At 67.9% G+C, this 26657-nt stretch carries 26 protein-coding genes and 1 pseudogene; 6 read left to right on the top strand and 21 right to left on the bottom strand.

All coding sequences use genetic code 11. The annotated features are described in order from the left end of the window. Positions 1–9: 9 nt before the first annotated feature. The 4 genes from CN538_RS07180 to CN538_RS07165 all read left to right on the top strand — a co-directional run bounded on the left by CN538_RS07180 (position 10) and on the right by CN538_RS07165 (position 3265). On the top strand, positions 10–918 hold the full coding sequence (locus tag CN538_RS07180) for an NAD(P)-dependent oxidoreductase (RefSeq protein ID WP_207233660.1): 909 nt from the start codon (positions 10–12) through the stop codon (positions 916–918). Beyond that, on the top strand, positions 915–1748 hold the full coding sequence (locus tag CN538_RS07175) for a sugar phosphate isomerase/epimerase family protein (protein WP_106418985.1): 834 nt from the start codon (positions 915–917) through the stop codon (positions 1746–1748). Before CN538_RS07180 ends, CN538_RS07175 begins: the two co-directional genes overlap by 4 nt. A 17-nt stretch (positions 1749–1765) precedes the next feature. Further along, complete coding sequence (locus CN538_RS07170) at positions 1766–2518, top strand: SDR family NAD(P)-dependent oxidoreductase (RefSeq protein WP_106418984.1); 753 nt, start codon at positions 1766–1768, stop codon at positions 2516–2518. A gap of 261 nt (positions 2519–2779) precedes the next feature. Continuing rightward, entirely contained in the window at positions 2780–3265 is a 486-nt protein-coding gene (locus CN538_RS07165; RefSeq protein ID WP_106418983.1) for a FadR/GntR family transcriptional regulator, read from the top strand. Between the two features lie 34 nt (positions 3266–3299). Here the strand turns inward: CN538_RS07165 and CN538_RS22305 are convergent, their stop codons facing one another. The 8 genes from CN538_RS22305 to CN538_RS07135 form a co-directional block, all read right to left on the bottom strand. Next, positions 3300–3641, bottom strand: coding sequence for an ABC transporter permease subunit (locus CN538_RS22305; protein WP_242495642.1), 342 nt, complete (start codon positions 3639–3641; stop codon positions 3300–3302). A gap of 133 nt (positions 3642–3774) precedes the next feature. After that, positions 3775–5064: an ABC transporter permease gene (locus CN538_RS07160; protein ID WP_242495641.1), complete on the bottom strand. Its 1290-nt coding sequence runs from the start codon at positions 5062–5064 to the stop codon at positions 3775–3777. Between the two features lie 49 nt (positions 5065–5113). Next, positions 5114–6724 carry an ABC transporter substrate-binding protein gene (locus CN538_RS07155; protein ID WP_242495640.1) on the bottom strand — a complete coding sequence of 537 codons (1611 nt, stop codon included), beginning with the start codon at positions 6722–6724 and terminating at the stop codon, positions 5114–5116. Then, the gene (locus CN538_RS07150) at positions 6721–7476 is read right to left on the bottom strand and encodes an ABC transporter ATP-binding protein (protein WP_242495766.1); all 756 of its coding nucleotides are present in this window, start codon (positions 7474–7476) and stop codon (positions 6721–6723) included. The genes CN538_RS07155 and CN538_RS07150 overlap by 4 nt, the downstream gene beginning before the upstream one ends. A gap of 215 nt (positions 7477–7691) precedes the next feature. Then, a complete protein-coding gene (locus CN538_RS22300) occupies positions 7692–8111 on the bottom strand; it encodes an ATP-binding cassette domain-containing protein (RefSeq protein ID WP_242495639.1) in 420 nt (139 codons plus the stop codon). Beyond that, positions 8108–8539 (bottom strand): ATP-binding cassette domain-containing protein, encoded by a 432-nt coding sequence (locus tag CN538_RS22295; RefSeq protein ID WP_242495638.1) that lies wholly within the window; start codon positions 8537–8539, stop codon positions 8108–8110. The genes CN538_RS22300 and CN538_RS22295 overlap by 4 nt, the downstream gene beginning before the upstream one ends. 194 nt (positions 8540–8733) lie before the next feature. Then, positions 8734–10575 (bottom strand): glutamine--fructose-6-phosphate transaminase (isomerizing), encoded by a 1842-nt coding sequence (gene glmS / locus CN538_RS07140; RefSeq protein ID WP_106418981.1) that lies wholly within the window; start codon positions 10573–10575, stop codon positions 8734–8736. A 17-nt stretch (positions 10576–10592) separates the two neighbouring features. After that, positions 10593–11363 (bottom strand): DeoR/GlpR family DNA-binding transcription regulator, encoded by a 771-nt coding sequence (locus CN538_RS07135; RefSeq protein WP_106418980.1) that lies wholly within the window; start codon positions 11361–11363, stop codon positions 10593–10595. 329 nt (positions 11364–11692) lie between these two features. On the opposite strand from CN538_RS07135, the gene CN538_RS07130 reads away from it, so the two are divergent. Beyond that, on the top strand, positions 11693–12601 hold the full coding sequence (locus CN538_RS07130) for an FAD:protein FMN transferase (RefSeq protein WP_164999526.1): 909 nt from the start codon (positions 11693–11695) through the stop codon (positions 12599–12601). Between the two features lie 166 nt (positions 12602–12767). On the opposite strand, the gene CN538_RS07125 is transcribed toward CN538_RS07130, so the two are convergent. The 9 genes and pseudogenes from CN538_RS07125 to CN538_RS26055 form a co-directional block, all read right to left on the bottom strand. Next, positions 12768–13472, bottom strand: coding sequence for a response regulator (locus tag CN538_RS07125; protein ID WP_106418978.1), 705 nt, complete (start codon positions 13470–13472; stop codon positions 12768–12770). Beyond that, positions 13465–14019, bottom strand: coding sequence for a sensor histidine kinase (locus CN538_RS22290; RefSeq protein WP_242495637.1), 555 nt, complete (start codon positions 14017–14019; stop codon positions 13465–13467). Before CN538_RS22290 ends, CN538_RS07125 begins: the two co-directional genes overlap by 8 nt. After that, positions 14016–16184, bottom strand: coding sequence for a DUF4118 domain-containing protein (locus tag CN538_RS07120; RefSeq protein ID WP_242495636.1), 2169 nt, complete (start codon positions 16182–16184; stop codon positions 14016–14018). Before CN538_RS07120 ends, CN538_RS22290 begins: the two co-directional genes overlap by 4 nt. 61 nt (positions 16185–16245) lie before the next feature. Continuing rightward, positions 16246–16872 carry a potassium-transporting ATPase subunit KdpC gene (gene kdpC / locus CN538_RS07115; RefSeq protein ID WP_242495635.1) on the bottom strand — a complete coding sequence of 209 codons (627 nt, stop codon included), beginning with the start codon at positions 16870–16872 and terminating at the stop codon, positions 16246–16248. Between the two features lie 92 nt (positions 16873–16964). Beyond that, positions 16965–18374: a potassium-transporting ATPase subunit KdpB gene (gene kdpB, locus CN538_RS07110; protein WP_242495634.1), complete on the bottom strand. Its 1410-nt coding sequence runs from the start codon at positions 18372–18374 to the stop codon at positions 16965–16967. A 35-nt stretch (positions 18375–18409) separates the two neighbouring features. Further along, positions 18410–18544 (bottom strand): hypothetical protein, encoded by a 135-nt coding sequence (locus tag CN538_RS22285; RefSeq protein WP_242495765.1) that lies wholly within the window; start codon positions 18542–18544, stop codon positions 18410–18412. Between the two features lie 38 nt (positions 18545–18582). Continuing rightward, positions 18583–18990, bottom strand: a complete 408-nt coding sequence (locus CN538_RS22280) for a hypothetical protein (RefSeq protein ID WP_242495633.1) — start codon at positions 18988–18990, stop codon at positions 18583–18585. A 30-nt stretch (positions 18991–19020) separates the two neighbouring features. After that, positions 19021–20648, bottom strand: a pseudogene (gene kdpA / locus CN538_RS07105) (potassium-transporting ATPase subunit KdpA). 64 nt (positions 20649–20712) lie between these two features. Further along, positions 20713–20781 (bottom strand): potassium-transporting ATPase subunit F, encoded by a 69-nt coding sequence (locus CN538_RS26055; RefSeq protein WP_370635792.1) that lies wholly within the window; start codon positions 20779–20781, stop codon positions 20713–20715. Positions 20782–21039: 258 nt separating this feature from the next. Here CN538_RS26055 and CN538_RS07095 point away from each other — a divergent pair, with 258 nt between their 5' ends. Next, positions 21040–22128, top strand: a complete 1089-nt coding sequence (locus tag CN538_RS07095; protein WP_242495632.1) for a DUF1615 domain-containing protein — start codon at positions 21040–21042, stop codon at positions 22126–22128. Positions 22129–22296: 168 nt separating this feature from the next. Here the strand turns inward: CN538_RS07095 and glmU are convergent, their stop codons facing one another. The 4 genes from glmU to atpG form a co-directional block, all read right to left on the bottom strand. After that, positions 22297–23664, bottom strand: coding sequence for a bifunctional UDP-N-acetylglucosamine diphosphorylase/glucosamine-1-phosphate N-acetyltransferase GlmU (gene glmU / locus CN538_RS07090; protein WP_106418977.1), 1368 nt, complete (start codon positions 23662–23664; stop codon positions 22297–22299). 135 nt (positions 23665–23799) lie between these two features. Further along, complete coding sequence (locus CN538_RS07085) at positions 23800–24225, bottom strand: F0F1 ATP synthase subunit epsilon (protein ID WP_035470097.1); 426 nt, start codon at positions 24223–24225, stop codon at positions 23800–23802. Between the two features lie 57 nt (positions 24226–24282). Continuing rightward, a complete protein-coding gene (gene atpD, locus CN538_RS07080) occupies positions 24283–25674 on the bottom strand; it encodes a F0F1 ATP synthase subunit beta (RefSeq protein WP_106418976.1) in 1392 nt (463 codons plus the stop codon). A 78-nt stretch (positions 25675–25752) separates the two neighbouring features. Then, positions 25753–26643 (bottom strand): F0F1 ATP synthase subunit gamma, encoded by an 891-nt coding sequence (gene atpG, locus CN538_RS07075; RefSeq protein WP_106418975.1) that lies wholly within the window; start codon positions 26641–26643, stop codon positions 25753–25755. Positions 26644–26657: the final 14 nt, after the last annotated feature.

The following is a 26657-nucleotide window of genomic DNA, read 5'->3' as shown; positions in this document are numbered from 1 at the left end:
GGAATCCTGATGAAGAGAGTCGCTGTTGCAGGCCTGGGTGCCATGGGCTGGCCCATGGCCGAGAACCTCGACCAGGCCGGGCTCGAGGTACTCGCTCTGGACGCACTGAGCGAGCGTGCCGAGGCCTTTCACCGCCAGGCGTCCGGCCACAAGGCCGCTATCGACAGCGTCGAGGCGCTGGTGATCATGGTGGTCAACGCCGCGCAGATTCGTTCGCTGCTGTTCGCGGATGTTCTCGTCGCCGGCGGGCTGGTATCCCAGCTGCCCGCGGACGCCTGCATCGTGCAGATGTCCACCGTCGCGCCGGCCGATGCCGCAGCCCTGGCCGCCGAGGTCGCGGCAGTGCGGCCGGATCTTCACTACGTGGATGCCCCGGTGTCGGGCGGCGTGGTCGGGGCGAAAGCCGGCACGCTCAGCATCATGGCCGCCGGCGATGCGCCATCACTCGCGCGCTGTCGTGTGCTGTTCGACATCCTCGGCCAGGCGATCTTCGAGGTCGGCGATCGCCCCGGGCAGGGCGCAGCGATGAAAGCGGTCAACCAGCTACTGTGCGGGGTGCATATCGCAGCGGCGGCGGAAGCGCTGGCCCTAGCCGAGAAAAGCGGCATAGACCGGCAGATCGCCCTCGAGCTGGTCCAGGGGTCGGCGGCCTCGAGCTGGATGCTGCGCGACCGGGGGCCGCGAATGGTCGCGCCGCCGGGAGACGTCACCAGCGCCATCGATATTTTCTGCAAGGACCTGGGCATCGTCTGCGACGCCGCCGACTCGTCCAAGGCCTATACGCCTCTCGCCCACAGCGCGCATCAGCTCTTCGTCGCCACGGCCGAGGGGGGCGAAGGCCGTCTGGACGACAGCCAGTTGATCCGCACCTATCGCCGGCTCAATGGCTGCGATCCCGAGGGAGGCGGCCAGGCATGAGAGCGCTTTCGTTTTCCGTCAGCACGGCGGCCTACGACGGTTACGGCTTCGACCGCATCCTGCCGTCCCTGGCCCGCTGCGGCGTACAACACGTCGAATTCGCCTTCATCGACGGCTACGTGGAGGCGTTCACCGATGCCGACCTGAACCTGGCGTTGGCCGACGATCTGTGTCGCGAGATGCGCGCTTTCGATCAGCGTTGCCGCTACTTCTCCGGCCATATCGATCTCGGGCTCGATAACGCCCCGGAGCGACTCGAAGCGCGCTGCCGATTCGCTGCGGCACTCGGCGCCCAGTTCGTCATCACCAATGCCGCGGCGCTCGGCAATCGGGCCCGCTTTCTTGCCCACGCCGAGCGGATCGGCCATATCGCGCGCCACCATGGCGTGCGCATCCTGCTCGAGAATCCCGGCAACGGCGAACCCAACATGCTCGATCACGCCGGCGACATCCCGGCGCTGATGGCCACCCTCGATGAAGCGACCTTCGGCATCAACTACGACTGCGGCAACCTGCTCTCGCACCAGCCCGCACGCTCCCCCGAGGCGGACATCGAGCAGGCCCTGCCGCTGGCGGATCACTTCCACATCAAGCCCTGCCGCCGCACGGCTGACGGGTACGACTTCACCGAACTCGGCGACGGCGATATCGACGAGGCCCGCGTGCTCCGCGCCCTCATGGCCGCCGAGCGGCCGTTCTCGCTGGAACTTCCCTTCCGGCTCCATCGGGACCCCCAGGCGCAACCCTGGCGGGACGCCAAGCCACTGCCTCTCGATCTGATAGAGGAAAAACTCGGCCGTTCCCTCGAATGGCTCGACAACCTTCAATAATGCCTGGAGATACCCGCATGCTTCTCGACAACAAGGTCTGCCTCATCACTGGCGCGGCCGGTGCCCGTGGTATCGGTTTGAAGACCGCTCGCCTGTTCTACGAACACGGGGCGAACATAGTCATTTCCGATATCGACGAGGCGGCCTGCGATGCGGTACGCCAGACGTTCGATCCCGAGCGCTGTCTGGTGGTGGTGGCCAATGTCACCCGCCGCGAGGAGTGCCGCGACGTGGTCGAGCGCGCGCTCGAACGATTCGGCAAGATCGATGTGCTCATCAACAACGCCGGTATCACCCAGCCGGTGAAGTTCGAAGAGATCGACCCCGAGGGCTACGACCGCATCCTCGACGTCAACCTGCGCGGTATGCTCTACATGTCCCAGGCCGTGGTGCCGCACATGAAGGCAGCGGGCGGTGGCGCGATCGCCAACACCTCTTCGGTTTCCGCGCAGCGCGGCGGCGGTATTTTCGGCGGCCCCCACTACAGCGCCGCCAAAGCCGGGATGCTGGGCCTGGGCAAGGCGATGGCCCGCGAGCTGGGGCCCTTTGGCATCCGCGTCAATTCGGTGACGCCCGGGCTGATCGATACCGACATCACCGCCGGCAAGTTGACCGAAGAGATGAAGGCTCCGATCCTCGAAGGGATTCCGCTCAAGCGGCTCGGTCTACCCGACGATGTCGCCAATGCCTTTCTGTTCCTGGCCAGCGATCTCTCCAGCTATATCACCGGCGCCACGATCGATGTGAACGGCGGTATGCACATTCATTGACATGCTAAGCTGCCGCCGACCTCTTTCGACCGACGGCAGCGACTGGAACGCCTATGAGCGAGATTGATTCCGACCTTCTGGCCAAATTGCACGACTTCGTTTCGGTATCGGAACTGTCCCGTGATGGACGTCTGAAACTGCCGCCGGAAAGAACGCTGTGCGAGCGTTTCTCGATGCATCGCTCATCGGTCAGGAATCTGCTATCGGTGCTCCAGAGCCTGGGATTCATCGAGCGCCGGGGGCTCGGGCACCTTCCTGAAAATGCCCGAGCCCGTCTTCATCCAGCTCTACTTCGAACTGGCCTTGAAGCTGAACTATATCTCCGTCGATCACATGGAAACGGCGCGGGAGATGTTCGAACGCGAGATCATCCAGGCCGCGGCAACGCATCACACCGCCCAGGAGCTGGAAACGCTGGAGCAGCTCTGCGAGCGCATCGTTACCACCACGGATATCAACGACGGCCTCCAGGCCGACTACGAGTTCCACGAACAGTTGGCGATCATGGCCGGCAACCCTGCCATTCTGATCATTTTCCAAGGACTCTCGTCGGTGCTGAAAAAAGTGCTTCACCACCGCCGCGTGCTCGCGCGCCAATCCCCCCAGTCCCTCAAGAAGACCAACGAAACCCATATCGCTATCGTCGCAGCGATCAAGGCGAGGGACCCCGACCTGGCGCGCCAGGCCATGTTCGATCACTTCGAGACCTGGAACCAGCAGACGATGCGCTCGTATGCGGGTAGCTGAGACCCACTTACGCGAACACGGTAGCCACAGGCGTTCAGGCTGAAACCGGCGCTGCCGCCCGCCGCCGCCGCGGTAACGACCCGGCGCTGGAGAGCGAGACCGCCAGGATCGACATCAGCACCAGCGCCAGCGCGGGTACCAGTACCGCCCAGGGCGCGCGTTCGAGATAGGGCAGGCTCTCGGCCAGCAGCAGCCCCCACTCCGGTGCCGGTGGCCGTGGTCCCAGCCCGAGAAAGCCCAGCGCCGCCAGTGCCAGTGCAGTGCCCGGCAGGCGCAGCATGGCGTGGCGGAACACCGGGCCGACCACCGCCGGCAGCAGATAGCGGGTAAGCAGCCGCAGCCGCCCCACCCCGAGCATCGGGGGTGATGCGCACATGGTGGCTGGCCCAGCGTCTCGGCCACCAGCGCCGCGGTATGGGCCGCCAGTGACGCCCAGCTGACCAGGGTGACCGCGATCACCGCACCGCTGGCGCTCGGTCCCAGCAGGCCGGAGACGATCAGCCCGGCGATCACCGGCGGGGTTGGCATTGTGTGACTCGATCGGCCCGGCGGCGAGACGCGGCATCAGTCCGATCGTCACTCGAGCAAAAAGCTGATGCCCACCGCCAGCAGCGCCATGCCCATGGTCGAGAGCGCGCCATGGCTGACCCGCGCCAGAAGTCGCGACCGATCCCGTCGGCTCCCAGCGGCAGCGCCAGGCTCGGCGGCTGCAGCCGCAGGTAGGCCGAACTCAGCGGGTCGCGCCCCAACCCCGCGACGATGATCAGCGCGAGCGCTAACGCCGCGAGCGCAGGTACCAGCCAGCGCCAGCGCCCGGGATGGGGTGGCTTCACTACCACCGGCACCGCGCCGGCACGCAGGGTGCGCCCCAGCAGCAGGCCGCGGCACAGGTTGGCGCTCCCGCCGAGTACGATGGCGATGACGATCAGTATGAGAATACCGGTCTGCAGCGCCGGCAGGTCCTGCGCCGAGGCCGCCCCCAGGGTGGCCCGCCCCAGTCCGGGAATGGAGAACACCTGCTCCACCGCGATCGCGCCACCGGTCAGCCCCACCATCACCAGACCCACCTGCGGCAGCAGGCTGGGCAGGGTGCGCTGGATCGCCGCCAGGGCGATACGCCGGCGCGCAAAACCGGCCACGTGCCAGGTCACCACCCAGCGCTCGGAGAACGCCGCCGTCAGCGCATCGCTGAACAGACGCCCGAGCAGCCCACCGCCAGGCAGACCGAGGGCCACCGCCGGCAGAATCAGATGGCGCCAGTCACCCCAGCCATAGGGCGGCAGCCAGCGTAGCCAGGCGGCGAATACCACCAGCAAGAGCGCCGCGAGCAGAAACTCCGGCAGCGCGGTGAGCGCCGCCCCCAGCGCGCCGGAGGTCGGCGTCGCCTCGCCGGCTAGCCCGCGCTTGAGCGTCGGCAGACAGATCAGCAAGGTGACCACCAGCGCCACGCCCAGCGCTGCCGCCATCAGCGTCAGCGAGACCTGTGACGCCTGCAGCATGCCCGGCAGCACCGGGGTGCCGGAGATCCAGGAGACACCGGCATCGCCGTGCGCAAGCCCGCTCAGCCAGTGCCCCAACTTCTCGAACGGCCCCATAGCCAGGCCGAGCTGGGCACGGATGGCGTCCAGCGCCTCCGCGCTCGGATTCTGATCGCCGGCGCGGGCGCGCAGAATGCTGAGCGCCGGATCGCGCCCGGAGAGCCACGGCAGCAGCCCCACCAGTACCACCACGCCGGCCAGCGTCACCAGCCGCGACAGCGTCGGCAGCAGGCGCTGCCACGACGCCCAGCGCCACGCCACCCATCGCCAAGCCACCCCGGCAGACCGCGGGGTCACACTCGCTGGCTGACTAGCGGGCATCATCAGCCTGACGGAAGTGGGTGTGCTCGTCGATCAACTCACGCTCGCGCGGGTCGCGCAGCGCCCCGACCACATCGGTGGCCTCGCCCTGGATCACCCGCTCGTGGAGCATGGGTACCGCGGCGTCCGTTTTCAGGATCGCGGCCTCGGCAGCGATGATCGCCTGGCGACGCTCGGGCCCCGGCGGCAGATCGCCGGCCTTGGCCAGCGCCGCATCGATCGCCGGGTCGCACAGCTGGGCGATGTTGAACGAGCCCGCGCAGGAGAAGTCGCTGACCATGTAGGCGACCGGGTCGCCGGAGTCGAGCAGGGTCGCCCGCGACAGGATGAAGGCGTCGAACTTGCCCGCCAGCATGTCGGATTCGATATGCGCGTACTGGCGCACCTCCTGCTGAACATCGAAGCCCGCCGCCTCGAGCTGCTGTTCGAGCAGCACGGCCACTTCCGGCAACTCGGCACGGTCGGTGAAGGTGGCCAGGGTGATGGAAGCCCCCTTCGGCTCGGCGGCCGCGGTGCGCTGAACAGGCTGGCGTACCTCGCTCGCCCAGGCCAGCGCCGGGCCCAGCAGCCCCTCGGCGACATCGGCGCGCCCCTCGTAAACGGTGCGCACGATGGCGCCACGATCCAGTGCCTCACGCGCCGCCGCACGCAGGCTCGGGTCCTGGAACGGCCCGGAGGCGGTATTGAGATAGAGGGTGTTGGTGCGCGGCATCGGCACTTCGTGAATCAGCGATGGGTCGATCAGCGCCACCTGCGAGACCGGTACCGCTTCGACCACATCCGCCGTACCGGTGCGCAGCGCGGCGCCACGGGCGGTGCCATCGGGCACGTAGTCGGCATCGATGCCGGCGAGTTCGGCACGCTCGCCCCAGTAGCCGTCGTAACGCTCGAGGGTAGCGCTCTGGGTGCCGTTGATGTCGGTGAGCACGAAGGGCCCGGTACCCGCGCGGGTGGGGTCGACGTGACCCGCCTGGGCGTAGGCTCTCGCCGCCATGATCGCCAGCTGCGGGCTGGAGAGCCGATTGGGCACCAGAGGATCGGTATCCGCGGTGCGCACGATGACCGCGTTCTCGCCGTCGGCCTCGATGTGCATCTCGACCCCATCGAGAATGCGCGGCTTGGGCACGGCGTTGGTCGCGGCGGTGAGCGAGGCCACCACGCGCTCGGCAGTCAGCGCGGTGCCGTCATGGAAGGTCACGTCCGGGCGGATGGTGAAGCGCCAGGTCTGGGGATCGAGCTGCTCCCATTCGGTGGCCAGAAACGGCTGCGGATCGCCATCGGCATCGAGCCGAATCAGCGTCTCGGCGGTGCGCCAGCGCGACAGCTTGAAGGCGTCGTCGGTGAGCGGATTGAGCCCGGAGCGCGGCGGCTGCAGCATGGCGACGCGGATGCGTCGATCCTGCTCCTGCGTCTTCTCGGGGGCATCGTCACGCGCCGCCGAGGTCTCCTCATCCTGCCCGCAGCCGGCGAGAAGAGAGAACGACAGCACCATCAGCGGCAGCGTCAGGGCACGCCGCAGCAGGCTGACCGGGTGGCGTGTGGCCGAGGCGCGCCGGGGCGTCGCAGCGGTGCCGAAAGTCGCAGTGGCAGGGAAGGTCACAAGGGGATCTCCTGGGTCGTGGGGCGGCGCCCGGCGGTCTCCGAGGACGGCAAGGGCGTGGACAAGGCGGTAGAAAAGGTCGTGGCGGCGCGCAGCAGCGCCGCGGTGTGCGCCTGGGCGGGCTGGCGGAACAGTGCCGCAGTGGGGCGGTCTTCGATGATCTCGCCGGCATCGAGGATCAGCGTGCGCTGGCACAGCCGGCACACCACCGAAAGATCGTGGGAGATCAGCAAAAGACCAATGCCGGCGTCATGATTGAGCGACTTGAGTACCTGGGTGACCATGGCCTGGACCGGCAGGTCGAGCCCGCTCAGCGGCTCATCCGCCAACAGCAGCCGGGGCCGCACCGCGATCGCCCGGGCGATCGCCACGCGCTGCGCCTGCCCGCCCGAGAGCGAGTCGGGGCGGCGCTCGAGAAAGCTACCATCCAGCCCCACCTGCGCCAGCGCCTCGCTCACCCGCCGCTGGTGATCGCCATCGATACCCAGATGCACCAGCGGCTCGCGCACCAGTTCACGGACTCGCATACGCGGGTCGAGGGAGGCAGCGGGGTCCTGCGGAATGTACTGCACCACCCGGCGATACCAGCGCAGCGCGCGCACCGAGCCGGGCCGAATGCGCCGGCCCTGGCACCAGATTTCGCCGCTGTCGGCACGTGACAGACCCAGCATCAGATTGAGTAGCGTCGACTTGCCCGCCCCGGAGACCCCGGCGAGACCGATCAACTCTCCCGGGCGGATGGCGAAATCCACCGCCTTCAAGATCGGCTGCCGCTCTCGCCGCCAGCCCCAGCGCCGCGGCCCGGCCACCCAGCGGCTCAGCCCGCTGACGCGCAGAAGAGAGCCGTCAGCGTTTAAACAAGAGCCATCAGCGCTAAGGAGAGAGCCGTCAGCGTTTAGAGAAGAGCCATCGGCGTCCGGCCGGGCGACATTGGCGCCTCGCTCCGAGTGACAATCGTCTTGGTATCTCATCGCGCCCCTACCGCAGCAGCGCCGGAGGTGGAGTAGGCGTCAGTTGCCGCCAGCATCTCGGGCGCTATCTCGGCGCTGCGCATCGCGGCCACCAGCTCGCGGGTGAAGCGCTGCTGGGGTGACGCAACCAGATCCGCCAGCGGGCCACTCTCGATCATCCGCCCCTGCTCCAGGATCACCGCGCGCTGGCACAGCCGGCTGGCCGCCCCCATGTCGTGGGAGATGAACAGCAGCGCAGGCTTCCCGGCGCCACCGGTGGTCTCGTGCAGCAGCGTCAGCACCTCGGCCTGGGTCAGCGCATCCAGCGCCGTGGTCGGCTCGTCGGCCACGATCAGTGAAGGCTTGCAGGCCAATGCCAGCGCCACACAGACCCGCTGGCGCTGGCCACCGGAGAGTTCAGCGGGCGAGCGCGTCAACAGCTCGGTGGCCGCCGTGAGGTGCGCGTCAGCAGCTCGGCGGCGGCGGCACGTGCCGCCCGGCGCGACAGCCCATGGAAGCGCACGAATGGCTCACTCAGTTGGGCCCCCACGCTCACCAGCGGATTCAAGGCCGCCTGGGTGTTCTGGAACACCATGCCGATGCGCAGCGTACGCGGACGCCGCGTCGCCGCCACACCAGCGACCTCATGTGCACCGAGGCGAATGCTGCCGCCGACGCTCGCCGTGGAGGGGGTGATACCGAGGATCGCCGCCGCGGTGAGCGACTTGCCCGAACCCGAGGGGCCGATCAGACAGACGCGCTCACCGGCGCCGACGGTGAAGTCGAGACCATCCACCACGCGCTGCGCGCCGAGGCGCACCGACAGATTGTCCACCCGCAACACGGGCTCATTGGGCTCGGGCACCACGCCACGCTCCTGCTGGAAAGGCCGAGAAGCGCGAAGTTATAACATAACGATTTGGCGGTGCGCCATCGCCGGATTGACGCCTTCGGAGATCGGTATGCGCGGGGGAGAAGTCAGGCTGTCTGGCGTCAGGGATGATTCGAGGCAACGGCTGGCACGACGGGCCCCGCTGGGGCCCGTCGCGTCGGCGCGATCTATTCCACCGTCACGCTCTTGGCCAGGTTGCGCGGCTGATCCACGTCGGTGCCCTTGAGCACGGCGACATGGTAGGAGAGCAGCTGCAGCGGCAGGGTGTAGAGAATCGGCGCGAGCACTTCGTCGATCTGCGGCAGGTGCAGCACGCGCAGGTCGTCGGCGGCGGTCAGCCCGACGTCAGCGTCGGCGAAGACGAACAGTTCACCGCCACGGGCGCGCACTTCCTGCAGGTTAGACTTGAGCTTCTCCAGCAGCTCGTCGTTGGGCGCCACCGCGATCACCGGCATATCAGCGTCGACCAGCGCCAGCGGGCCATGCTTGAGCTCCCCCGCCGGATAGGCCTCGGCGTGGATGTAAGAGATCTCCTTGAGCTTGAGCGCGCCCTCCAGGGCGATCGGGAACTGGGTGCCCCGGCCCAGGAAAAGCGCATGGTGCTTCTCGGCGAAGGCTTCCGACAGCTCGGCGATCGGGCCATCCATCTCCAGCGCCTGTTCGAGCAGCGCCGGCAGCCCACGCAGGGCCTGTACCAGCGCCGTCTCGCGGGCATCACCGCGCTCGCGGCGCAGCGCCAGGGTCAGCAGCAACAGCGCCACCAGCTGGGTGGTGAACGCCTTGGTCGAGGCGACGCCGATCTCCGGCCCGGCCTGGGTCATCAGCGCCAGATCCGATTCACGGGTCAGCGAGCTGCCCGGTACGTTGCAGATCGCCAGCGCGCCGAGATAGCGCTGACCGTCGGCGCGGCCCTTGGCGTAGCGCAGCGCGGCCAGGGTGTCGGCGGTCTCCCCGGACTGGGAGAGGGTGACGAAGAGGGTGTTTTTCGGCACCACCACTTCGCGGTAGCGATACTCCGAGGCGACCTCCACCTGGGTCGGGATGCCGGCCAGCTTCTCCAGCCAGTAGCGCGCCACCAGGCCAGCATGGTAGCTGGTGCCGCAGGCGATGATATGGATCTGCTCGACGCGCTCGAACAGTGCCTTGGCGTCGACACCGAAGCTGTTCTCCAGTACCCGGCTACCGCTGAGGCGCCCCTCCAGGGTGGCGGCGACCACCGCCGGTTGCTCATGGATCTCCTTGAGCATGAAGTGGCGATACTCGCCGCGGCTGGCGGCGCCGTCACCATGCTCGAAGACATGAGCTTCGCGCTCGACGCGTTCGCCGTCGGCACTGTGGATCTCGATACCGTGGGCGTCAGAGAGGCGCACCACGTCGCCCTCCTGCAGATAGATGAAGCGGTCGGTGACCTGCAAAAGCGCCAGGGCGTCGGAGGCGAGGAAGTTCTCGTCGATCCCTACGCCGACCACCAGCGGGCTGCCCTTGCGCGCGCCGACGATCTCGCGCGGCGCCTCTACGTGCATCACCGCCAGCGCGTAAGCGCCGTCGATCCGGGCCAGGGTCGCCTGCACCGCGGCGAGCAGATCGCCGTGGGCATCGAAGGCGCGTTCGAGCAGATGCGCCACCACCTCGGTGTCGGTCTCGGAGTCGAACACCACGCCCTCGGCCTCGAGATCGCGCTTGAGCGGTTCATAGTTCTCGATGATGCCGTTGTGCACCAGCGCCAGACGGCGTCCGGCGACGTGCGGGTGGGCGTTGGCCTCGGAGGGTTTGCCGTGGGTCGCCCAGCGGGTGTGGGCGATACCGATATGCCCCTTGAGATCCTCCGCGGCGAGCTTCTCCTCCAGCGCCGCGACCTTGCCCAGCGCGCGCCGGCGTGCCAGCGCACCATCGCCGCCCAGCACCGCCATGCCGGCGCTGTCGTAGCCGCGATATTCGAGCCGCTTGAGCCCTTCCAGCAGGATGCCCTGCACGTTGCGCGCTGCCAGCGCGGCGACGATTCCACACATGTTCGATGTCCTCGAGATTATTGGGGCGCGTCGGCGACCACCAGCGTCACGTCCTGGGCCTCGATGGCGGCGGCATCCGCCGTCGCGAGGCGCCAGTCGGTCACCAGGGTGTCGATACGAGCCCAGGGGAGTTCCAGATTGGGAATACGGCGGCCGAGCTTGTCGGCCTCGACCATCACCACCACCTCGCGGGCGACCTCCGCCATCACGCGGGTGAGGCCGAACAGCTCGTTGTAGGTGGTGGTACCGCGGTCGATGTCGATGCCGTCGGCACCGACGAAGAGCTGATCGAAGTCGTAGGCGCGCAGCACCTGTTCGGCGACCTGGCCCTGAAAGGATTCGGAGTGCGGGTCCCAGGTGCCGCCGGTCATCAGCAGCGCCGGCTCGGGTTCGAGTTCGCGCAGGGCGCCGGCCACGGCGAGGGAGTTGGTCATCACCACCAGCCCGCGCAGGCCGCCGAGTTCACCGATCAGCGCCGCCGTGGTGGTGCCGCTGTCGACGATGATGCGGTTGTGCTCGCGGATACGCGCCCGGGCGGCGCGGGCAATGGCACGCTTGTGGGGCGAGAGCGTCTGCGCCGGTTCGGCCAGCATCTCTTGGGGCAGCGGCGCCGCTCCGCCATAGCGGCGCAGCAGCAGGCCGCTGCTCTCCAGGGTGGCGAGATCCTTGCGCACCGTGACCTCGGAGATGGCGAAGCGCGACGCCAGCGCCTCCACCGGTGTCTCGCCATGAGCGTTGACGTAGGCAAGGATGGCGTGACGTCTCTGGGCGGTATCACGTTTCGGCATTCTTTCACTTCGAAAGATAATTGAGATCGAATCGAAACTTAAAGCGCGTCTCATGTCAAGCGAGAGGGCGACGATCCGCCATCTGCCGCGCACGAGCAGCCCGCTCGTCAGCCGATCTGCGATAATGAACGCCGTTTACCGCTGCTCATCTCAGGTCACCCCGCGATGCTTCATCTTTCCTCGCCCACTGCCCTCTGTCGCCGCCACCTCGGCTGGCTCATCACCGTCATCACGCTGTTCGCCATACTGCTGCTGGAAGGCTGTTCGCGTCCGCCGGAGATCCACAAGCTGGCGGGGGCGGCGGAGGGCACGACCTATCACATCAGCTGGTGGTCGCAGCGCGAGGTCGACCCAAAGCGCTCGAAGAGCAAATCGATCAGGCGCTGCAACAGGTCGACCTGTGGATCTCCAACTACCGCGACGACTCCTTGATCGAGCGCTTCGACCGCGGCTCCTCCACCCAGTGGCAGACGCTCCCCAGCGATGTCGTCCAGCTGCTGTCGATCGCACGCACGGTGCATCGTGAATCGCGGGGCTGCTACGACCCCACCATCGCGCCGCTGTTCGATCTGTGGGGCTTTCGCGCCGATCACTTCCAGCCGCCGAGCCCGGCGCGTATCGCGGCGACCCTGGACAAAATCGGCTTCGATCATCTGCAGCTCGACCCGACACAGGACCGGGTCCGCAAGACGCTGCCCGGGCTCTCGGTGGACATGTCCTCGATGGGCGAGGGTTACACTCTGTGGCGCCTGCGTCAGGTGCTGGAGAATGCCGGCATCCAGGCCTATCTGATCGAGTTCGGTGGCGACATGCTGGCACGCGGGCGCAAGCCGGATGGCAGCACCTGGAAGGTGGCGATCGAGCGTCCCTCGCCGGATCACATGGCGGTCGAGCGGGTGCTGGAGATCACTGGCACGTCGGGGGTGTCGATCAATACCTCGGGCACCTATCACCACTTCTTCGATGAGGCGGGCCGGCGCTACTCGCATATCCTCGATCCGCGCACCGGCGCCCCGGTGACCCACGATCTGGTCTCGGCCAGTGTGATCGGCAGCGACCCGCGCCTGGGCGACGCCTGGGCCACGGCGATGCTCTGCCTGGGTCAGCAGGCGGGTATGGCGGTGGCGCGGGCCCAGCATCTGGCGGTGCTGTTCATCCAGGAGGATGGCGATGGCAAGCTGCACGAGAGTCGGAGCCCGGCGCTGGCCGGCTCCGACCTGGTGAAGGCGCTGCCCTGAGAGGGTCTTTACAAAATGCCTGCGCTCGGCAATACGGCGTTAAAATCGGCCTCAAAATACTCATTTACACCACGTAAACTCCGTCTTTTCGGCCGATTTCGCCTTGTCTCGCCTTCGCTCGTCGAATTTGTAACCCCCCTCTGAACGGCGCGGCGAGCGGCTCGACTCAGGGCGTCGCCACCAGGCGGTAGCCGATCCCCGGCTCGGTCTGGATCAGGCGCGGCGCGTCGGGGTCGTCGCCCAGCTTGTGGCGCAAGCGGCTGATGACGATGCGCAGATAGTGGGTGTCGTGGACATGCACCGGTCCCCAGATCTCGGCCAGCAGCTGATGCTGGGTGACCACCCGGTCCGGCTGGCGCGCCAGCATCGCCAGCACGCTGAACTCGCGCGGGGTCAGGTGCAGCGCTTCACCGCGACGGGTGACACGGTGCCCGGCGATATCCAGCGTCAGCTCGCCCAGCTGGTAAAGCGTGGGGGCGACACCGGGGGCAGGCGCGCGCAGCGCCACACGCACCCGCGCCAGCAGTTCCTGGATACCGAACGGCTTGGTCACGTAGTCGTTGGCGCCGGCATCCAGGGCGGCGACCTTCTCGCGCTCGCTGCCGCGGGCCGAGACCACCAGCACCGGCACCTCGCTCTGGGCGCGCAGGGCATCGAGCACCTCCATGCCGTCGACGTCGGGCAGGCCGAGATCGAGCAGCACCAGCGCCGGCGGCTGGCGGTTGAACGCCGCCACCCCGGCGGCACCGCTCTCGCACTCCTCCACCTCGAAGCCCTGGGAGCAGAGACTGATGCGTAGAAAGCGCCGAATCTGGCGGTCATCCTCGATCACCAGCAGGCGCGGCCCGCGCTCGGGGGAGACATCAGTCATGACGGGGTTGGCTCTCCCTTTTGATATCGATCTCGGGCGTCGTGTCGGTCTCGGGCAGCGCCCACAGCGGCAGCCGAATCACGATCTCGCTGCCGCTACCCCAGTCCGCCGCGCGGGCATGGATCTCGCCACCATGGGCGCCGACCATGCCGCGGCAGATGGCCAGACCCAGGCCGCTGCCCTGGGGCCCCCGGTCGCCGTCGCCACCGCTGAAGAACATGTCGAAGATACGCTCACGCAGCGCTTCCGGGATACCCGGCCCCTGATCGGCGACCCGGATCACGATCCACTCCCCCGCCTGCTCGCCCACCAGCCGCAGCCGCCCGCCCGGCGGCGAAAAACGCGCGGCATTCTCGATCACGTTGATCAGCGCCTGTTCGATCAGCGCCGGATGCACGTAGAGCAGTGGCAACTGGGGGTCGAGGTGACGCTCGATGCGCAGCGGCTCGACCACCGAGCCCAGGCGCTTGAGCGCCGAGTGGAAGATATCGGCGAGGGCGACCCAGTCGCGCTCGAGCTTGAGCCCGCCGTGTCCGAGCCGGGTCATGTCGAGCAGGTTCTGGAATAGCGGTTGAGGCGTTCGCTCTCGCCGAGCACGCCGTCGAGCAGCTCGCGGCGATCGGTTTCCGCCAGTTCGGCCCAGAGATCGCGCAGCGCGCTGGCGGAGCCGATGATCGCCGCCAGCGGCGTGCGCAGGTCGTGGGAGACCGACGACAGCAGCGCCGAGCGCAGGCGTTCGTTCTCTTCCGCCAGCCTGGCCGCGCCAAGCTCCTCGACCAGCCGAGTGCGCGCCAGCGCGGCGCCCAGTTGATTGACCAGATTGGCCACCAGCGCCTCCTCGGCTTCGTCGAGCCCCGCCCCGCGCTCGCCGAGCGCCAGCCCCAGCACCGCCGGCACACCCCCCTCGCCCGCGCCCTGTTCGAGGATCGGCACGAAGCGCCAGCGCTGCGCGGCCAGGGTCTGGGTGCCGTAGCCACTGGGACGGGCGTGGCGCTGACTCCAGTGCGCCGCCTGCAGCGTCGCGGCGTCGAGTGAGAGGGTGCCGGGGTGCGAGGCGCTGACCCGCGGCGGCGCTTCGGCCTCGGGGCTATCGACGAACACGCACGGCAACTCGAGCTGGTCCGCCAGCACCTTGACCGCGATCTCGCGGACCCGCTCGCGGTCCACCGCCGCCGCCAGGGCACGTGAGATCGACAGCATCTCCTGGATCTGATGCCGGCTCTGGCGCAGCAGCAGCAGCTGGCGCCGCACCTTGCCGGCGAGCTGCCCGGCCACCGCCGCGACCAGGCAGAACACGAGCACCGTGAGCACCTGGTCCTGATGGATCATCGCCAGGCTGAAGCGCGGCTCGGTGAACAAGAAGTTGTAGACCAGCGCGCTCAGCGCCACCGCCAGCATCGCCGCGCGGGTCCCCGCCTTGAGCGCGCAGGCCAGCACCGCGGCGAGGAACACCAGTGACAGGTTGGCCAGATCGAGCAGGCTCGACAGCCCCGCCGCTACCGCTGCCGCCAGGGCCACGCTGGCCAGCGGCCATAGCCCCTCGCGCCAGCGCGGCCAGCGCCACTGCCGGGTACGCCGCGACGCCGCCGCGGGCGCCTCGGCGAGCAGGATCAGATCGAACGGCGGACGGCGGGCGAGCAGACGATCGACCAGCGGCGCCTGCCACCAGCGCCACTTGAGCGGGGTGCGTCCGAGCATCAGCGTGGTGACATTGTGGCGCGTGGCGTATTCGAGCAGCTCGGCCAGCGGATCGTCACCGCGCAGGGTCTCCCAACGGCCGCCAAGCTGTTCGCTCTGCTGGCGCAGCGTGCCCACCTCGCCGGCCGCCGCGGCATCGAGCTCGCGCAGCGGCGTCACCAGCACCACCACCCACGGCGCCTGATGGCGCTGCGCCCAGCGGCTGGCGGCGCGCAGCAGCGCCTGGTCGCCGCGTCGCCCCTCCACCGCCACCAGCAGACGCGCGCGCACCGGCCAGGGCCCGGCGACACCGCCGGCATCCATCACCCGACGCACATCGCTATCGAGCCGTTCCGCCATCACCTGTAGCGCCAGCTCACGCAGCGCGGTCAGGTTACCCGGGGAGAAGTAGCGCGCCAGCGCCGCACGGGCCTGCTCGGGGACATACACCTTGCCCTGTTTGAGCCGCTCGATCAGTTCCTGCGGGGTGAGATCGATCAAAGACAGATCGCGGGCCCGGGCGATCAGCGCGTCGGGCACCGTTTCGCGCATGCGCACGCCGGTGATCCGAGCGACGTCGTCATTGAGCCGCTCGACGTGCTGGACATTGAGCGTGGTCCACACTTCGATGCCCGCATCGAGCAGCTCCTCGATATCCTGCCAGCGCCGCGCGTGGCGCCCACCGGGAATATTGCGGTGGGCCAGCTCATCGACCAGCAGGATCGCCGGACGCCGGGCCAGCGCTGCGTCGAGATCGAACTCCGAATAGCCACGGCCGCGGTAGTCGCGCGTCACCGGTGGCAGTTGCTCGAGCCCGACGCACAGCTGCTCGGTCTCGGCGCGCCCGTGGGCCTCGATCACCCCCAGTACCACCTCCTCGCCGCGCTCGTGACGCTCGCGGGCGGTACGTAGCATGGCGCTGGTCTTGCCCACGCCCGGCGCGGCACCCAGAAAGATGCGTAGCGCAGCGCCGTGTTGGGTGGTGGCCAGCAGCGCATCCGGGTCCGGACGCGGGGGATCTTGGGTGTGATTCACACAGGGCTCCGACAGGGACGACACGGTACACCGGCAGATGCCCGGCACGCGCCGCGCAGGCTCATGGCAGCGGCCGCACGGCGATGCCATCGAGGGCCAGATTGAGCGGCAGCACCGCTACCCGCGGCTGGCCAAGCCCGCCGCTGTCACTATAGCGCGCCACCAGCGCGCGGACATCCGCCTCGCGCAGGCCGCGGGCGCGGGCCACCCGGGCGATCTGGATCGCCGCTGCCTGGGGGCTGATGTGCGGGTCGATTCCGGAGCCCGAGGCGGTCAGCAGATCCCCCGGTATCCGACCCGGCGCCAGACCGTCGCGGTCCGTGATGCGCTTGGCATCGGCTTCGACGCGCTGACGCAGCGCCGGATTGCTCGGCGCCAGATTGGAGCCGCCGAGGGTGTCGGCGGCGTAATCCACCGCCGAGGGCCGGCCCTGGAAGTAGCGCTCGCCGGTGAACGCCTGCCCCACCAGCGTCGAGCCGAGCACCCGCCCCTGGGAATCGGCCAACAGGCTGGCGTTGGCCTGATGGGGAAACAGCCACTGCCCCAGCCCGACCACAGCCAGCGGGTAGAGCAGGCCCAGCAGCAGCGCCATGGCGAGCGTGAAACGCAGCGCCGAGCCCCAGCCGGCGCCAGCCCGGGTCGGTGCGCCGGCCGCGCCAGTCTCATCGGCCATCTTCACATCACTCATCGTCTTGTCCCTCTCGGAGCGTCTTTCACGACCTTTTCTGAGAACATCTTTCCCAAGCGGTAGAAGCAGTGGGCTAATCAGGCGCCAGGGCGTCACATCAGGACGCCGAGAGCCAGATCGATCAGCTTGATCGCCGGGAACGGCAGCAACAGGCCGCCGACGCCGTAGATCAGCAGATTGCGCCGCAGCATGGCGCTGGCCGAGGCCGCGTGAACGCGTACGCCACGCAGGGCAAACGGGATCAGCGCGGGTATCACCAGCGCATTGAAGATGACCGCTGCCAGCACCGCCGACTGCGGCGAGTGCAGATCGAGCACGTCGAGGCTGCCCAGCACCGGCGCGCTGGCGGCAAAGATCGCCGGCAGGATGACGAAGTACTTGGCCACGTCGTTGGCCAGCGAGAAGGTGGTCAGCGCGCCGCGGGTGATCAGCAGCTGCTTGCCGATCTCCACTGCGCTGAGCAGCTTGCCGGGGTCGGAGTCGAGATCGACCATGTTGGCCGCCTCGCGCGCGGCCTGGGTGCCCGAGTTCATCGCCAGGCCGAGATCGGCCTGGGCCAGCGCCGGGGCATCGTTGGTGCCGTCGCCCATCATCGCCACCAGCCGCCCGGCGGCCTGCTCCTCGCGGATCAGCGCGAGCTTGCGCTCGGGGGTCGCCTCGGCGACGTAGTCGTCGACCCCCGCTTCGGCGGCGATCGCCGCGGCGGTGATCGGGTTGTCGCCGGTGATCATCAGCGTCTTCACGCCCATCTGGCGCAACTGCGCGAAGCGCTCGGCGATACCTGGCTTGATCACGTCGGAGAGCGCGATCACGCCCAGCAGGCGCGCCTCTTCGGCCACCGCCAGGGGGGTGGCACCGTGGCGCGAGATGCGCTCGACCAGCGTCTCGAACTCCTCCGGCACGCGACCACCGGCTTCCTCTATCTGCCGGGCAATGGCGTTGGGCGCGCCCTTGCGCCAACGCCGGCCATCGGCGAAGTCGAGCCCGGAGACCCGGCTGGCGGCGCTGAACGGCACCACGTCGGCGTGTTCGACAGGCACCAGCGCCGCACCCTGCGCTCTCGCCAGCACCACGATCGAGCGGCCTTCCGGCGTGGGGTCCTCGAGCGAGCAGAGCGCGGCGACCTCGCGCAGCCGCGCCGGGTCGACCCCATGGCAGGCGGCGAACTCGGTGGCACGGCGGTCGCCGAGCGTGATCGTGCCGGTCTTGTCGAGCAGCAGGGTGTCGATGCTGCCGGCGATCTCCACCGCCTTGCCCGACTTGGCGACCAGATTGGCCCGCATGGCGCGCTCCATCCCGGCGATACCGATGGCCGGCAAGAGCCCGCCGATGGTGGTCGGAATCAGGCATACCAGCAGCGCCACCAGCATCACCGGCGAAGTCGAGATACCCACGAACTGGGCCAGCGGTACCAGCGTGACGACGACGATCAGAAAGATCAGGGTGAGCGTCGACAGCAGCACCGAGAGCGCCAGCTCGCTGGGGGCTTCGGCGGCTGGCACCCTCGACCAGGGCGATCATGCGATCGAGCAGCGACTCACCGGGGTCGACGCTGACCTCGATGACCAACTCGTCGAGAGAGCAGCTTGGTGCCGGCACTGACGCCGCTGTTGTCGGTGCCCGCCTCGCGCAGTACCGGGGCCGATTCACCGGTGACCGCGGATTCGTTGATCGAGCCGGCCCCGTCGACGATCTCGCCGTCGGCGGGGATCAGCTCGCCGGCGACACCCCACGCGGTCCCCCCGCCAGCCGCTCGGCGGCGACCATCTCCTCGCCGTTCTGGGTCAGGCGGCGTGCCTGCAACTCGCCGCGGGTGGCGCGCAGGGCACCGGCGTGGGCCTTGCCACGCGACTCGGCCAGGGCCTCGGCGGCATTGGCGAACAGCAGCGTGGCGAGCAGGATCAGGCTGACGGCGAGGGCGAAGCCGGTACCGCTCTCGCCGCGGACGAACGTCAGCGCGGTGTAGAGCGCACACACCAGGGTGCCGATGGCGACCACCGCCATCACCGGGTTGCGCGCCAGGCTGCGCGGGTCGAGCCGGCGCAGGGCCTCGCCCATCAGCCACAGCGGTGCCGGTCGCGCGCGGCGCGAGGCAGTATCAGAGGCAAGCAGAGTCATGGAAGCTCCTCGTGATGTCCGGGCGCGGGCTCAGCCGGCCAGGCTCAACTGTTCGGCGATGGGGCCCAGCACCAGTACGGGCAGAAACCCCAGCAGATTGACGATGACGATGACCCCGGCGGTGAGCCCGACGCAGGCGCCGCTCTCCAGATCCAGGCTGCCGCGCCCCTGCGGTGCCGTGCGCTTACCGGCCAGCCAACCGGCTACCGCCAGCGGCACCAGCATGGGCAGGAAGCGCCCGAGCGCCAGCGCCACCACGCAGCTCAGGTTCCACCACGGCGTGGCGTCGGCGAGACCTTCGAAGCCCGAGCCGTTGTTGGCGAACGCCGAGGTGTATTCGTAGAGCACCTGGGAGAGACCGTGATAGCCCGGGTTGCTGATGCCGGCGAGGCCGGGGAAGCTCACCGCCAGGGCGCTCAGACCGAGCACGCTGAGCGGCTGAGCCAGGATCGCCAGTGAGATCCAGCGCATCTCACGGGTCTCCAGGGGCTTGCCGAACAGCTCCGGCGCCCGCCCCACCATCAGCGAGCCGATGAACGCCGCCAGCATCAGGTAGAGCAGATAGCCGATCAGGCCGACGCCGATACCGCCGAAGGTGACGTTGACGAACATATCCATCAAAAGCCCCAACCCGCCGAGTGGATTGAAGCTGTCGAGCATCGCGTTGACCGAGCCGTTGGAGGTCTGGGTGGTCCAGCTACCCCACGCGAGAGGTCGCTGCCGAGGCGCAGCTCCTTGCCTTCCAGGTTGGGCCCGGCCAGCGCCAGGCCGTGGAGTGCGGCATTGGGCAGGCGCTCGGAGAACATCACCAGCGTGGTGCTCGACAGCGACAGCGCCAGCATCACCCCGCCGATCCCCAGCAGGAGCCGACGGCGCCCGCTGATCATCGCCACCGCGATCAGCGAGGCCACCGGAATCAGCAGCAGGGCCACGCTCTCGACCACGTCGGCGAGCGCGGTGGGGTTCTCCAGCGGCACGCTCGAATTGGGCCCGTACCAACCGCCGCCATTGGTACCCAACTGCTTGATCGCCACCATCGCTGCCACCGGCCCGCGAGGGATCGTCTGCAGTGCGCCACCCTCGAGCATCGTCACCCGCTGGGCGCCCTGGTAGGTCGCCGGCACGCCCTGCCATACCAGGACCAGGGCAGTCACCAGCGCCAGCGGCAGCAGTACCCGGATCACGATGCGGGTCAGGTCGAGGTAGTAGTTGCCCACGCCGGCGGCCGCGTTGTCCGCCGCGGCGGGGCGGCGCAGCAGGCTGCGGGTGATCGCCAGCAGCACCGCGAGCCCGGTGGCCGGGGTCAGGAACTGCAGGGTGACGATGGCCAGGGTCTGGCTCAGATAGGAGAGCTGGGCCTGGCCCGAGTAGTGCTGCTGGTTGGTATTGGTGGCGAACGAGACGGCCGTATGCAGCGCCGTATCCCAGTGCATGCCGGGAATGCCATCGGGGTTGAGCGGCAACGTCCCCTGGCCCATGAAGACGAGCCAGGCCAGCACGATCAGCAGCAGGTGGAGTTTCAACACCGCGAGCAGATAGGCCGACCAGGTCATCGACGCGCGTCGGTCGACGCCGGCCAGGCGCATCAGGGCCGCCTCCAGCGGCCCGAACAGGCGATCCAGCGCGCTGGGGCGATGCGTATCCAGCGCACGGCCCATATAGAGGCCCAGGGGCAGCGCCAGGCCGATGAGCAGCGCATAGCAGAGCGTCAGCGCACTCATCTCAGAACCGCTCCGGCCGCCACAGGGCGACTCCCAGATACAGCGCGGTGGCGGCGGCGATCGCCAGCATCAGGTAGGACATGCCGAGCACTCCAGGTCAGGGGAAGCTCAGTCTCGATGCCGGCGACGTAAAAATTCGAGATCGAAAAGCGCCGTGAGGCGTAAAGAGGGCGTAAAAATGTCCCACGTCATGGTCAAGCCACCGCGGGCTGGGCATCATCACCCCTTCTTGCCCATGGAGACCCGCGTGCCGACTTCCCTCCTACCGCCCTTCACCCCGGCCCTGCCTGCCGGGCGCCCTCGTCCTGAGGCTCGTCACCGCGGCCCTGTGAGGCGCGCGCCCCGCCGCTGGCTGGGCGTGGCGCTGCTGGCCCTGCTCGCCGGCTGCAGCTCGCAGGCGACTCAGCCCGGTTTCGAGCAGCCCCCGGCGAGCGTCAAGCAGCAGTTGGTCACGCTGATGCCCGCCGGCACTCACGACCGCGACGGCTGGGCCACGGACATCACCGCGGCGTTCGCGGCCCAGAACCTGCCGGCAACGCGCGAAAACCTGTGCGCCACGCTGGCGGTGATCGGCCAGGAGTCGACCTTCGACGCTGACCCGCAGGTGCCCCACCTGGCGCGTATCGCCCGCGAGGAGATCGAACGCCGTGCCGCGGCGCTACATGTGCCCAGCTTTCTGCTCGCAGCGGGGCTGAAGCTGACCTCGCCCACCGGCGAAACCTACGCCGAACGCCTCGACCAAGTGCGCAGCGAACGCCAACTGAGCGAGCTGTACGAGGATTTCATCAGCATGGCGCCGCTGGGCCGGGAGCTGTTCGGCGGTCTCAATCCGGTGCATACCGGTGGGCCGATGCAGGTCAGCGTGGCCTTTGCCGAGGCGCATGCAGCGGGCTACCCCTACCCGGTCGCCGGCTCGATCCGCCATGAGGTGTTCACCCGGCGCGGCGGCGTCTACTTCGGCATCGCCCACCTGCTCGGCTACCCCGCCCACTACACCGACCTGCGCTACCGCTTCGCCGACTACAACGCGGGCTGGTACGCCAGCCGCAACGCGGCCTTTCAGGCTGCGGTGAGCCAGCTCTCCGGCATCCCGCTGGCCCTCGACGGCGACCTGATCATTCCTGGCTCACGCCAGGCCGGACAGACCGAGCTGGCGGTACGCACGCTGAAAGGCCGGCTGGGCATGGATGACGGCGAGATTCGCGATGCGCTGGAGAAAGAGGATTCCCTCGATTTCGAACGGACCGCGCTCTACGAGAAAGTCCGTTCACTGGCGGAACAGCAGGAAGGTCAGCCTACCCCCTACGCGCGCCTGCCGGGTATCAAGCTCGAAAGTCCCAAGATCACCCGCAACCTGACCACCGCCTGGTTCGCCCAGCGAGTCGACGACCGCTGGCAGCAGTGCATGCGTCGTTGAGGAGGTTCTCTTTGAGGAGGTATCGGATTGGATTCAATGCCGAGCGCTTACCACTGGGGGCTCATTGACCAGCCTTCTGCTCGTGAATGCGAGGGGCAAGCCCCTCGCGCTCGATAGGCGCTATCGGGTGGCTAATCCCTGCGCTGGTGAAGTTGGCGATGCCTAGCATCAGTTTTTTGGCTTTTTGACCGGGCGCTGCCAGCCGGGCTTGGCCACCTGACGGCTGCGGGCCAGCGCCAGCTCGCCCTGCGCCACCTCGCGGGTGATGGTGGAGCCGGCGGCGATGGTGGCATCGTCAGCGATCGCCAGCGGCGCGACCAGGGCGCTGTTGGAGCCGACGAAGACCCGCTCGCCGATCCGCGTCAGGTGCTTGTTGGCACCGTCGTAGTTGCAGGTGATGGTGCCGGCGCCGACATTGGTGTCGCGGCCGATCTCGGCATCCCCCAGATAGCTGAGATGACCCGCCTTGACGCCCTCGCCGAGGGTGGCGTTCTTGGTCTCGACGAAGTTGCCGATATGGGCGTGGGCGCCGAGACGCGTCCCCGGGCGTAGACGCGCGAAGGGCCCGCAGTCGCTCTCCTCACCCATCTCGGCGCCATCGAGATGGCTGTGCGCCTTGATCACCGCACCGCGGCGGATGACGCTGTCCTTGATCACGCAGTGGGGGCCGATCACCACGTCATCCTCGAGGATGACATGGCCTTCGAGGATCACCCCGACATCGATGTCGATATCGCGCCCCACGGTGACGTCGCCGCGTAGATCGAAGCGTGCCGGGTCGGCCAGGGTCACCCCGGCGGCCATCAGCCGTTCGGCCTGGCGGCGCTGGAAGGCGCGCTCCAGGGTGGCGAGCTGGCGGCGCTCGTTGACCCCTTCGACCTCGATCGGCGACGCCGGCTGGGCGGCCTTGATCTCGACCCCATCGCCGGCGGCCATGGCGATGACATCGGTCAGGTAGTACTCGCCCTGGGCGTTCTCGGCGGAGAGCTCGGGCAGCCAGCGCTTGAGCTGGGCCGCGGTCATCGCCATGATCCCGGTGTTGCACTCACGGATGGCGCGCTGCGCGCTGGTGGCATCCTTGTGTTCGACGATCGCCACCACCGCCTGCTTGTCGTTGCGCACGATGCGCCCGTAGCCGCTGGGGTCGTCGAGGGTCACGGTCAGAAGCCCCATGTGCTGCTCGTCGACACCCTCCAGAAGCGCCTTGAGGGTCTTGGCCTGGATCAGCGGCACGTCGCCATAGAGCACCAGCACCTTGCCATCACCGAGGCCGTCGAGGGCCTGGGCCACGGCATGGCCGGTTCCCTTCTGCTCGGCCTGCTCACAGAAATTCAGGCCGCGTCCGTCGAGGGCTTCGCGCACCGCCTCGCCGCCGTGACCGACGACCACGTGCAGACGCGCCTCTTCGAGCCCCGCCGCGGTGTCCACGACATGCTGCACCAGCGGCCTGCCCGCCAGGCGGTGCAGTACCTTGGGGGTCTTGGAGCGCATGCGGGTTCCCTGGCCGGCGGCCAGAATCACGACGTCGAGTGACATGGGATCATCCTTTCCTGTTCGGTATCGGGTCGGTGCCATTATCTAGATAACGGCACCGCATGAAAAAGGCGACTCCGGAGAGTCGCCTTTTTCGGGTCCTGCCAGCGGAGTCGGCGCCTGCGCAGGTGCGCAGGATCAGCCGCGCCCGCCCTTGCGCCGCAGCTGCTGCAGCGTACGCAGCTGGGCGGCGGCTTCGGCCAGCTCGGCGGCGGCACGCGTGTAGTCGAGCTCCGACTGCTGGTCGTTGAGCGACTGCAGCGCATGCTGGCGCGCCTGCTCGGCTTCGGCTTCGTCCAGGTCGCTGGCGCGAATGGCGGTATCCGCCAGCACCGAGACCACGTCCGGCTGGACTTCGAGGAAGCCACCGGTGACGTAGTAGAGCTCTTCTTCGCCGCTCTCCTGGATGACGCGCACCGGACCGGGCTTGAGCTCGGTCAGAAGCGGCGCGTGACCGCGCAGGATACCCAGATCGCCAGCCACGCCGGCAGCGATGAGCTGCTCCGCGCTGCCCGAGAAGATCTCCTTCTCGGCGCTGACGATATCGCACTGAAATGTGGCCATAGCGCTATCCTCTTGTGCCAGAGGCTCCGGGGTACGATACCCCGGAACCAGGCTGACTTACTTCATGCTCTTGGCTTTCTCGACCGCTTCGTCGATGGTGCCGACCATGTAGAAAGCCTGCTCGGGCATGTCGTCGTAGTCACCGTTGAGGATGCCCTGGAAGCCACGGATGGTCTCCTTGAGCGAGACGTACTTGCCGGGCGCACCGGTGAACACCTCAGCGACGAAGAACGGCTGCGACAGGAAGCGCTGGATCTTACGCGCCCGCGATACCGCCAGCTTGTCCTCGTCGGAGAGCTCGTCCATCCCCAGGATGGCGATGATGTCCTTGAGCTCCTTGTAGCGCTGGAGCACGTTCTGCACGCCGCGCGCGGTGTCGTAGTGCTCCTCGCCGACCACCAGCGGGTCGAGCTGACGCGAGGTGGAGTCGAGCGGATCGACGGCCGGGTAGATACCCAGCTCGGCGATCGAGCGCGACAGCGTCACGGTGGAGTCGAGGTGGGCGAAGGTGGTCGCCGGCGACGGGTCGGTCAGGTCGTCCGCGGGCACGTAGACGGCCTGCACGGAGGTGATCGAGCCGGTCTTGGTCGAGGTGATACGCTCCTGCAGGGCGCCCATCTCTTCGGCCAGGGTCGGCTGGTAGCCCACCGCCGACGGCATACGACCCAGCAGTGCCGACACTTCGGTACCGGCCAGGGTGTAGCGGTAGATGTTGTCGACGAACAGCAGTACGTCGCGACCTTCATCACGGAATTTCTCGGCGATGGTCAGGCCGGTCAGGGCCACGCGCAGACGGTTGCCCGGCGGCTCGTTCATCTGGCCGTAGACGAGTGCGACCTTGTCGAGAACGTTCGACTCCTGCATCTCGTGGTAGAAGTCGTTACCTTCACGCGTACGCTCACCGACACCGGCAAACACCGAGTAACCGCTGTGCTCGGTGGCGATGTTACGGATCAGCTCCATCATGTTGACGGTCTTGCCCACGCCGGCGCCGCCGAACAGGCCGACCTTGCCGCCCTTGGCGAACGGGCAGACCAGGTCGATGACCTTGATGCCGGTCTCGAGCAGCTCGCTCGACGCGGCCTGCTCGGCGTAGGTCGGTGCCTGACGGTGGATCGGCATGCGCTCGACGTCGGCGGCAGCGTCACCACCGATGTCGCCGGCTTCGTCGATCGGCTCGCCGAGCACGTTCATGATGCGGCCCAGCGTCTCCTTGCCCACCGGCACGGAGATCGGCGCACCGGTGTTGGTCACGTCGATGCCGCGCTGCAGACCTTCACTGGAGCCCATGACGATGGCGCGCACTACGCCGTCGCCGAGCTGCTGTTGCACTTCGAGAATGGCCTCTTTGCCCGAGACCGTCAGCGCGTCGTAGACCTTGGGGACGTTGTCCCGCGGAAACTCTACGTCAACCACCGCGCCGATGATTTGTACGATACGTCCGCTCATAGTGGTTCCTCGTAAACCTGCAAATGAAACCTGTAGGCCAAGCCGTACTCGCGAGCGTCGCCCCGCGGGGCGACGTCGTCATACCGCCGCGGCACCACCGACGATTTCCGAAATTTCCTGGGTAATGGCCGCCTGACGCGCCTTGTTGTACACCAGTTGCAGATCGTCAATCAGATTGCCAGCGTTGTCGGTCGCGTTCTTCATCGCGATCATGCGCGCAGCCTGCTCGCAGGCCGCGTTCTCGACCACGGCCTGATACACCTGGGATTCGACGTAGCGAACCAGCAGGTGATCGAGCAGGGTCTTGGCATCCGGCTCATACAGGTAGTCCCAATTACCCTGATTCGTACCGGGACTGGGTTGTTCATCGCCCTGGGTGTCGTCCTCGACCGCCTCGAGCGGCAGGAGCTGACGCACCACGGGTTTCTGGCTCATGGTGTTGACGAACTCGTTGTACACCACGTAGAGCCGATCCAGACTGCCTTCATCGAAGGCATCGAGCATCACCTTGATGCTGCCAACCAGATCCTGGACTTCCGGCGCATCGCCGAGCCCTTTCTTGGCCGCCAGCAGATTGCCGCCACGCTTGCGGAAGAAGCCGCCGGCCTTGCTGCCGATGGCCGCGAAGTCGGCGCCGACACCCTTGTCGTGCCAGTCGCGGGCGTGGTTGACCACCGCCTTGAACAGATTGACGTTCAAGCCGCCGGCCAGGCCCCGATCACTGGAGACCACGATATAGCCCACGCGCTTGACCTCACGCTCGAGGGTATATTCGTGACGGTACTCCGGATTGGCCTTGGCGACGTGGCCGACCACCCGGCGGATCAGGTTGGCATAGGGCTGGCTGGCCGCCATGCGGTCCTGGGCCCGACGCATCTTCGACGCAGCGACCATTTCCATGGCGCTGGTGATTTTCTGCGTGTTCTTGATGCTCCCGATCTGGGATTTGATCTCTTTTGCAGCTGCCATCGCGGATCACCTGA

Origin of the sequence: Salinicola tamaricis (genome assembly GCF_003006155.1) — a bacterium.
Lineage (GTDB): Bacteria > Pseudomonadota > Gammaproteobacteria > Pseudomonadales > Halomonadaceae > Salinicola > Salinicola tamaricis.
This window is presented reverse-complemented; position numbering and strand designations above follow the sequence as displayed.

Bases quoted from the DNA above. Each gene is read 5' to 3' on its own strand.
- CN538_RS07170 (WP_106418984.1), top strand. From the start codon at position 1,766: ATGCTTCTCGACAACAAGGTCTGCCTCATCACTGGCGCGGCCGGTGCC.
- atpG (WP_106418975.1), bottom strand. From the start codon at position 26,643: ATGGCAGCTGCAAAAGAGATCAAATCCCAGATCGGGAGCATCAAGAAC.
- CN538_RS22305 (WP_242495642.1), bottom strand. From the start codon at position 3,641: ATGTGCGCATCACCCCCGATGCTCGGGGTGGGGCGGCTGCGGCTGCTT.
- CN538_RS07085 (WP_035470097.1), bottom strand. From the start codon at position 24,225: ATGGCCACATTTCAGTGCGATATCGTCAGCGCCGAGAAGGAGATCTTC.
- CN538_RS07175 (WP_106418985.1), top strand. From the start codon at position 915: ATGAGAGCGCTTTCGTTTTCCGTCAGCACGGCGGCCTACGACGGTTAC.
- CN538_RS07125 (WP_106418978.1), bottom strand. From the start codon at position 13,472: ATGACTGATGTCTCCCCCGAGCGCGGGCCGCGCCTGCTGGTGATCGAG.
- glmU (WP_106418977.1), bottom strand. From the start codon at position 23,664: ATGTCACTCGACGTCGTGATTCTGGCCGCCGGCCAGGGAACCCGCATG.
- CN538_RS22280 (WP_242495633.1), bottom strand. From the start codon at position 18,990: ATGACTCTGCTTGCCTCTGATACTGCCTCGCGCCGCGCGCGACCGGCA.
- atpD (WP_106418976.1), bottom strand. From the start codon at position 25,674: ATGAGCGGACGTATCGTACAAATCATCGGCGCGGTGGTTGACGTAGAG.
- CN538_RS07135 (WP_106418980.1), bottom strand. From the start codon at position 11,363: ATGCCGAAACGTGATACCGCCCAGAGACGTCACGCCATCCTTGCCTAC.
- glmS (WP_106418981.1), bottom strand. From the start codon at position 10,575: ATGTGTGGAATCGTCGCCGCGCTGGCAGCGCGCAACGTGCAGGGCATC.
- CN538_RS07165 (WP_106418983.1), top strand. From the start codon at position 2,780: ATGCCCGAGCCCGTCTTCATCCAGCTCTACTTCGAACTGGCCTTGAAG.
- CN538_RS22290 (WP_242495637.1), bottom strand. From the start codon at position 14,019: ATGACCCGGCTCGGACACGGCGGGCTCAAGCTCGAGCGCGACTGGGTC.
- kdpC (WP_242495635.1), bottom strand. From the start codon at position 16,872: ATGAGTGATGTGAAGATGGCCGATGAGACTGGCGCGGCCGGCGCACCG.
- CN538_RS07180 (WP_207233660.1), top strand. From the start codon at position 10: ATGAAGAGAGTCGCTGTTGCAGGCCTGGGTGCCATGGGCTGGCCCATG.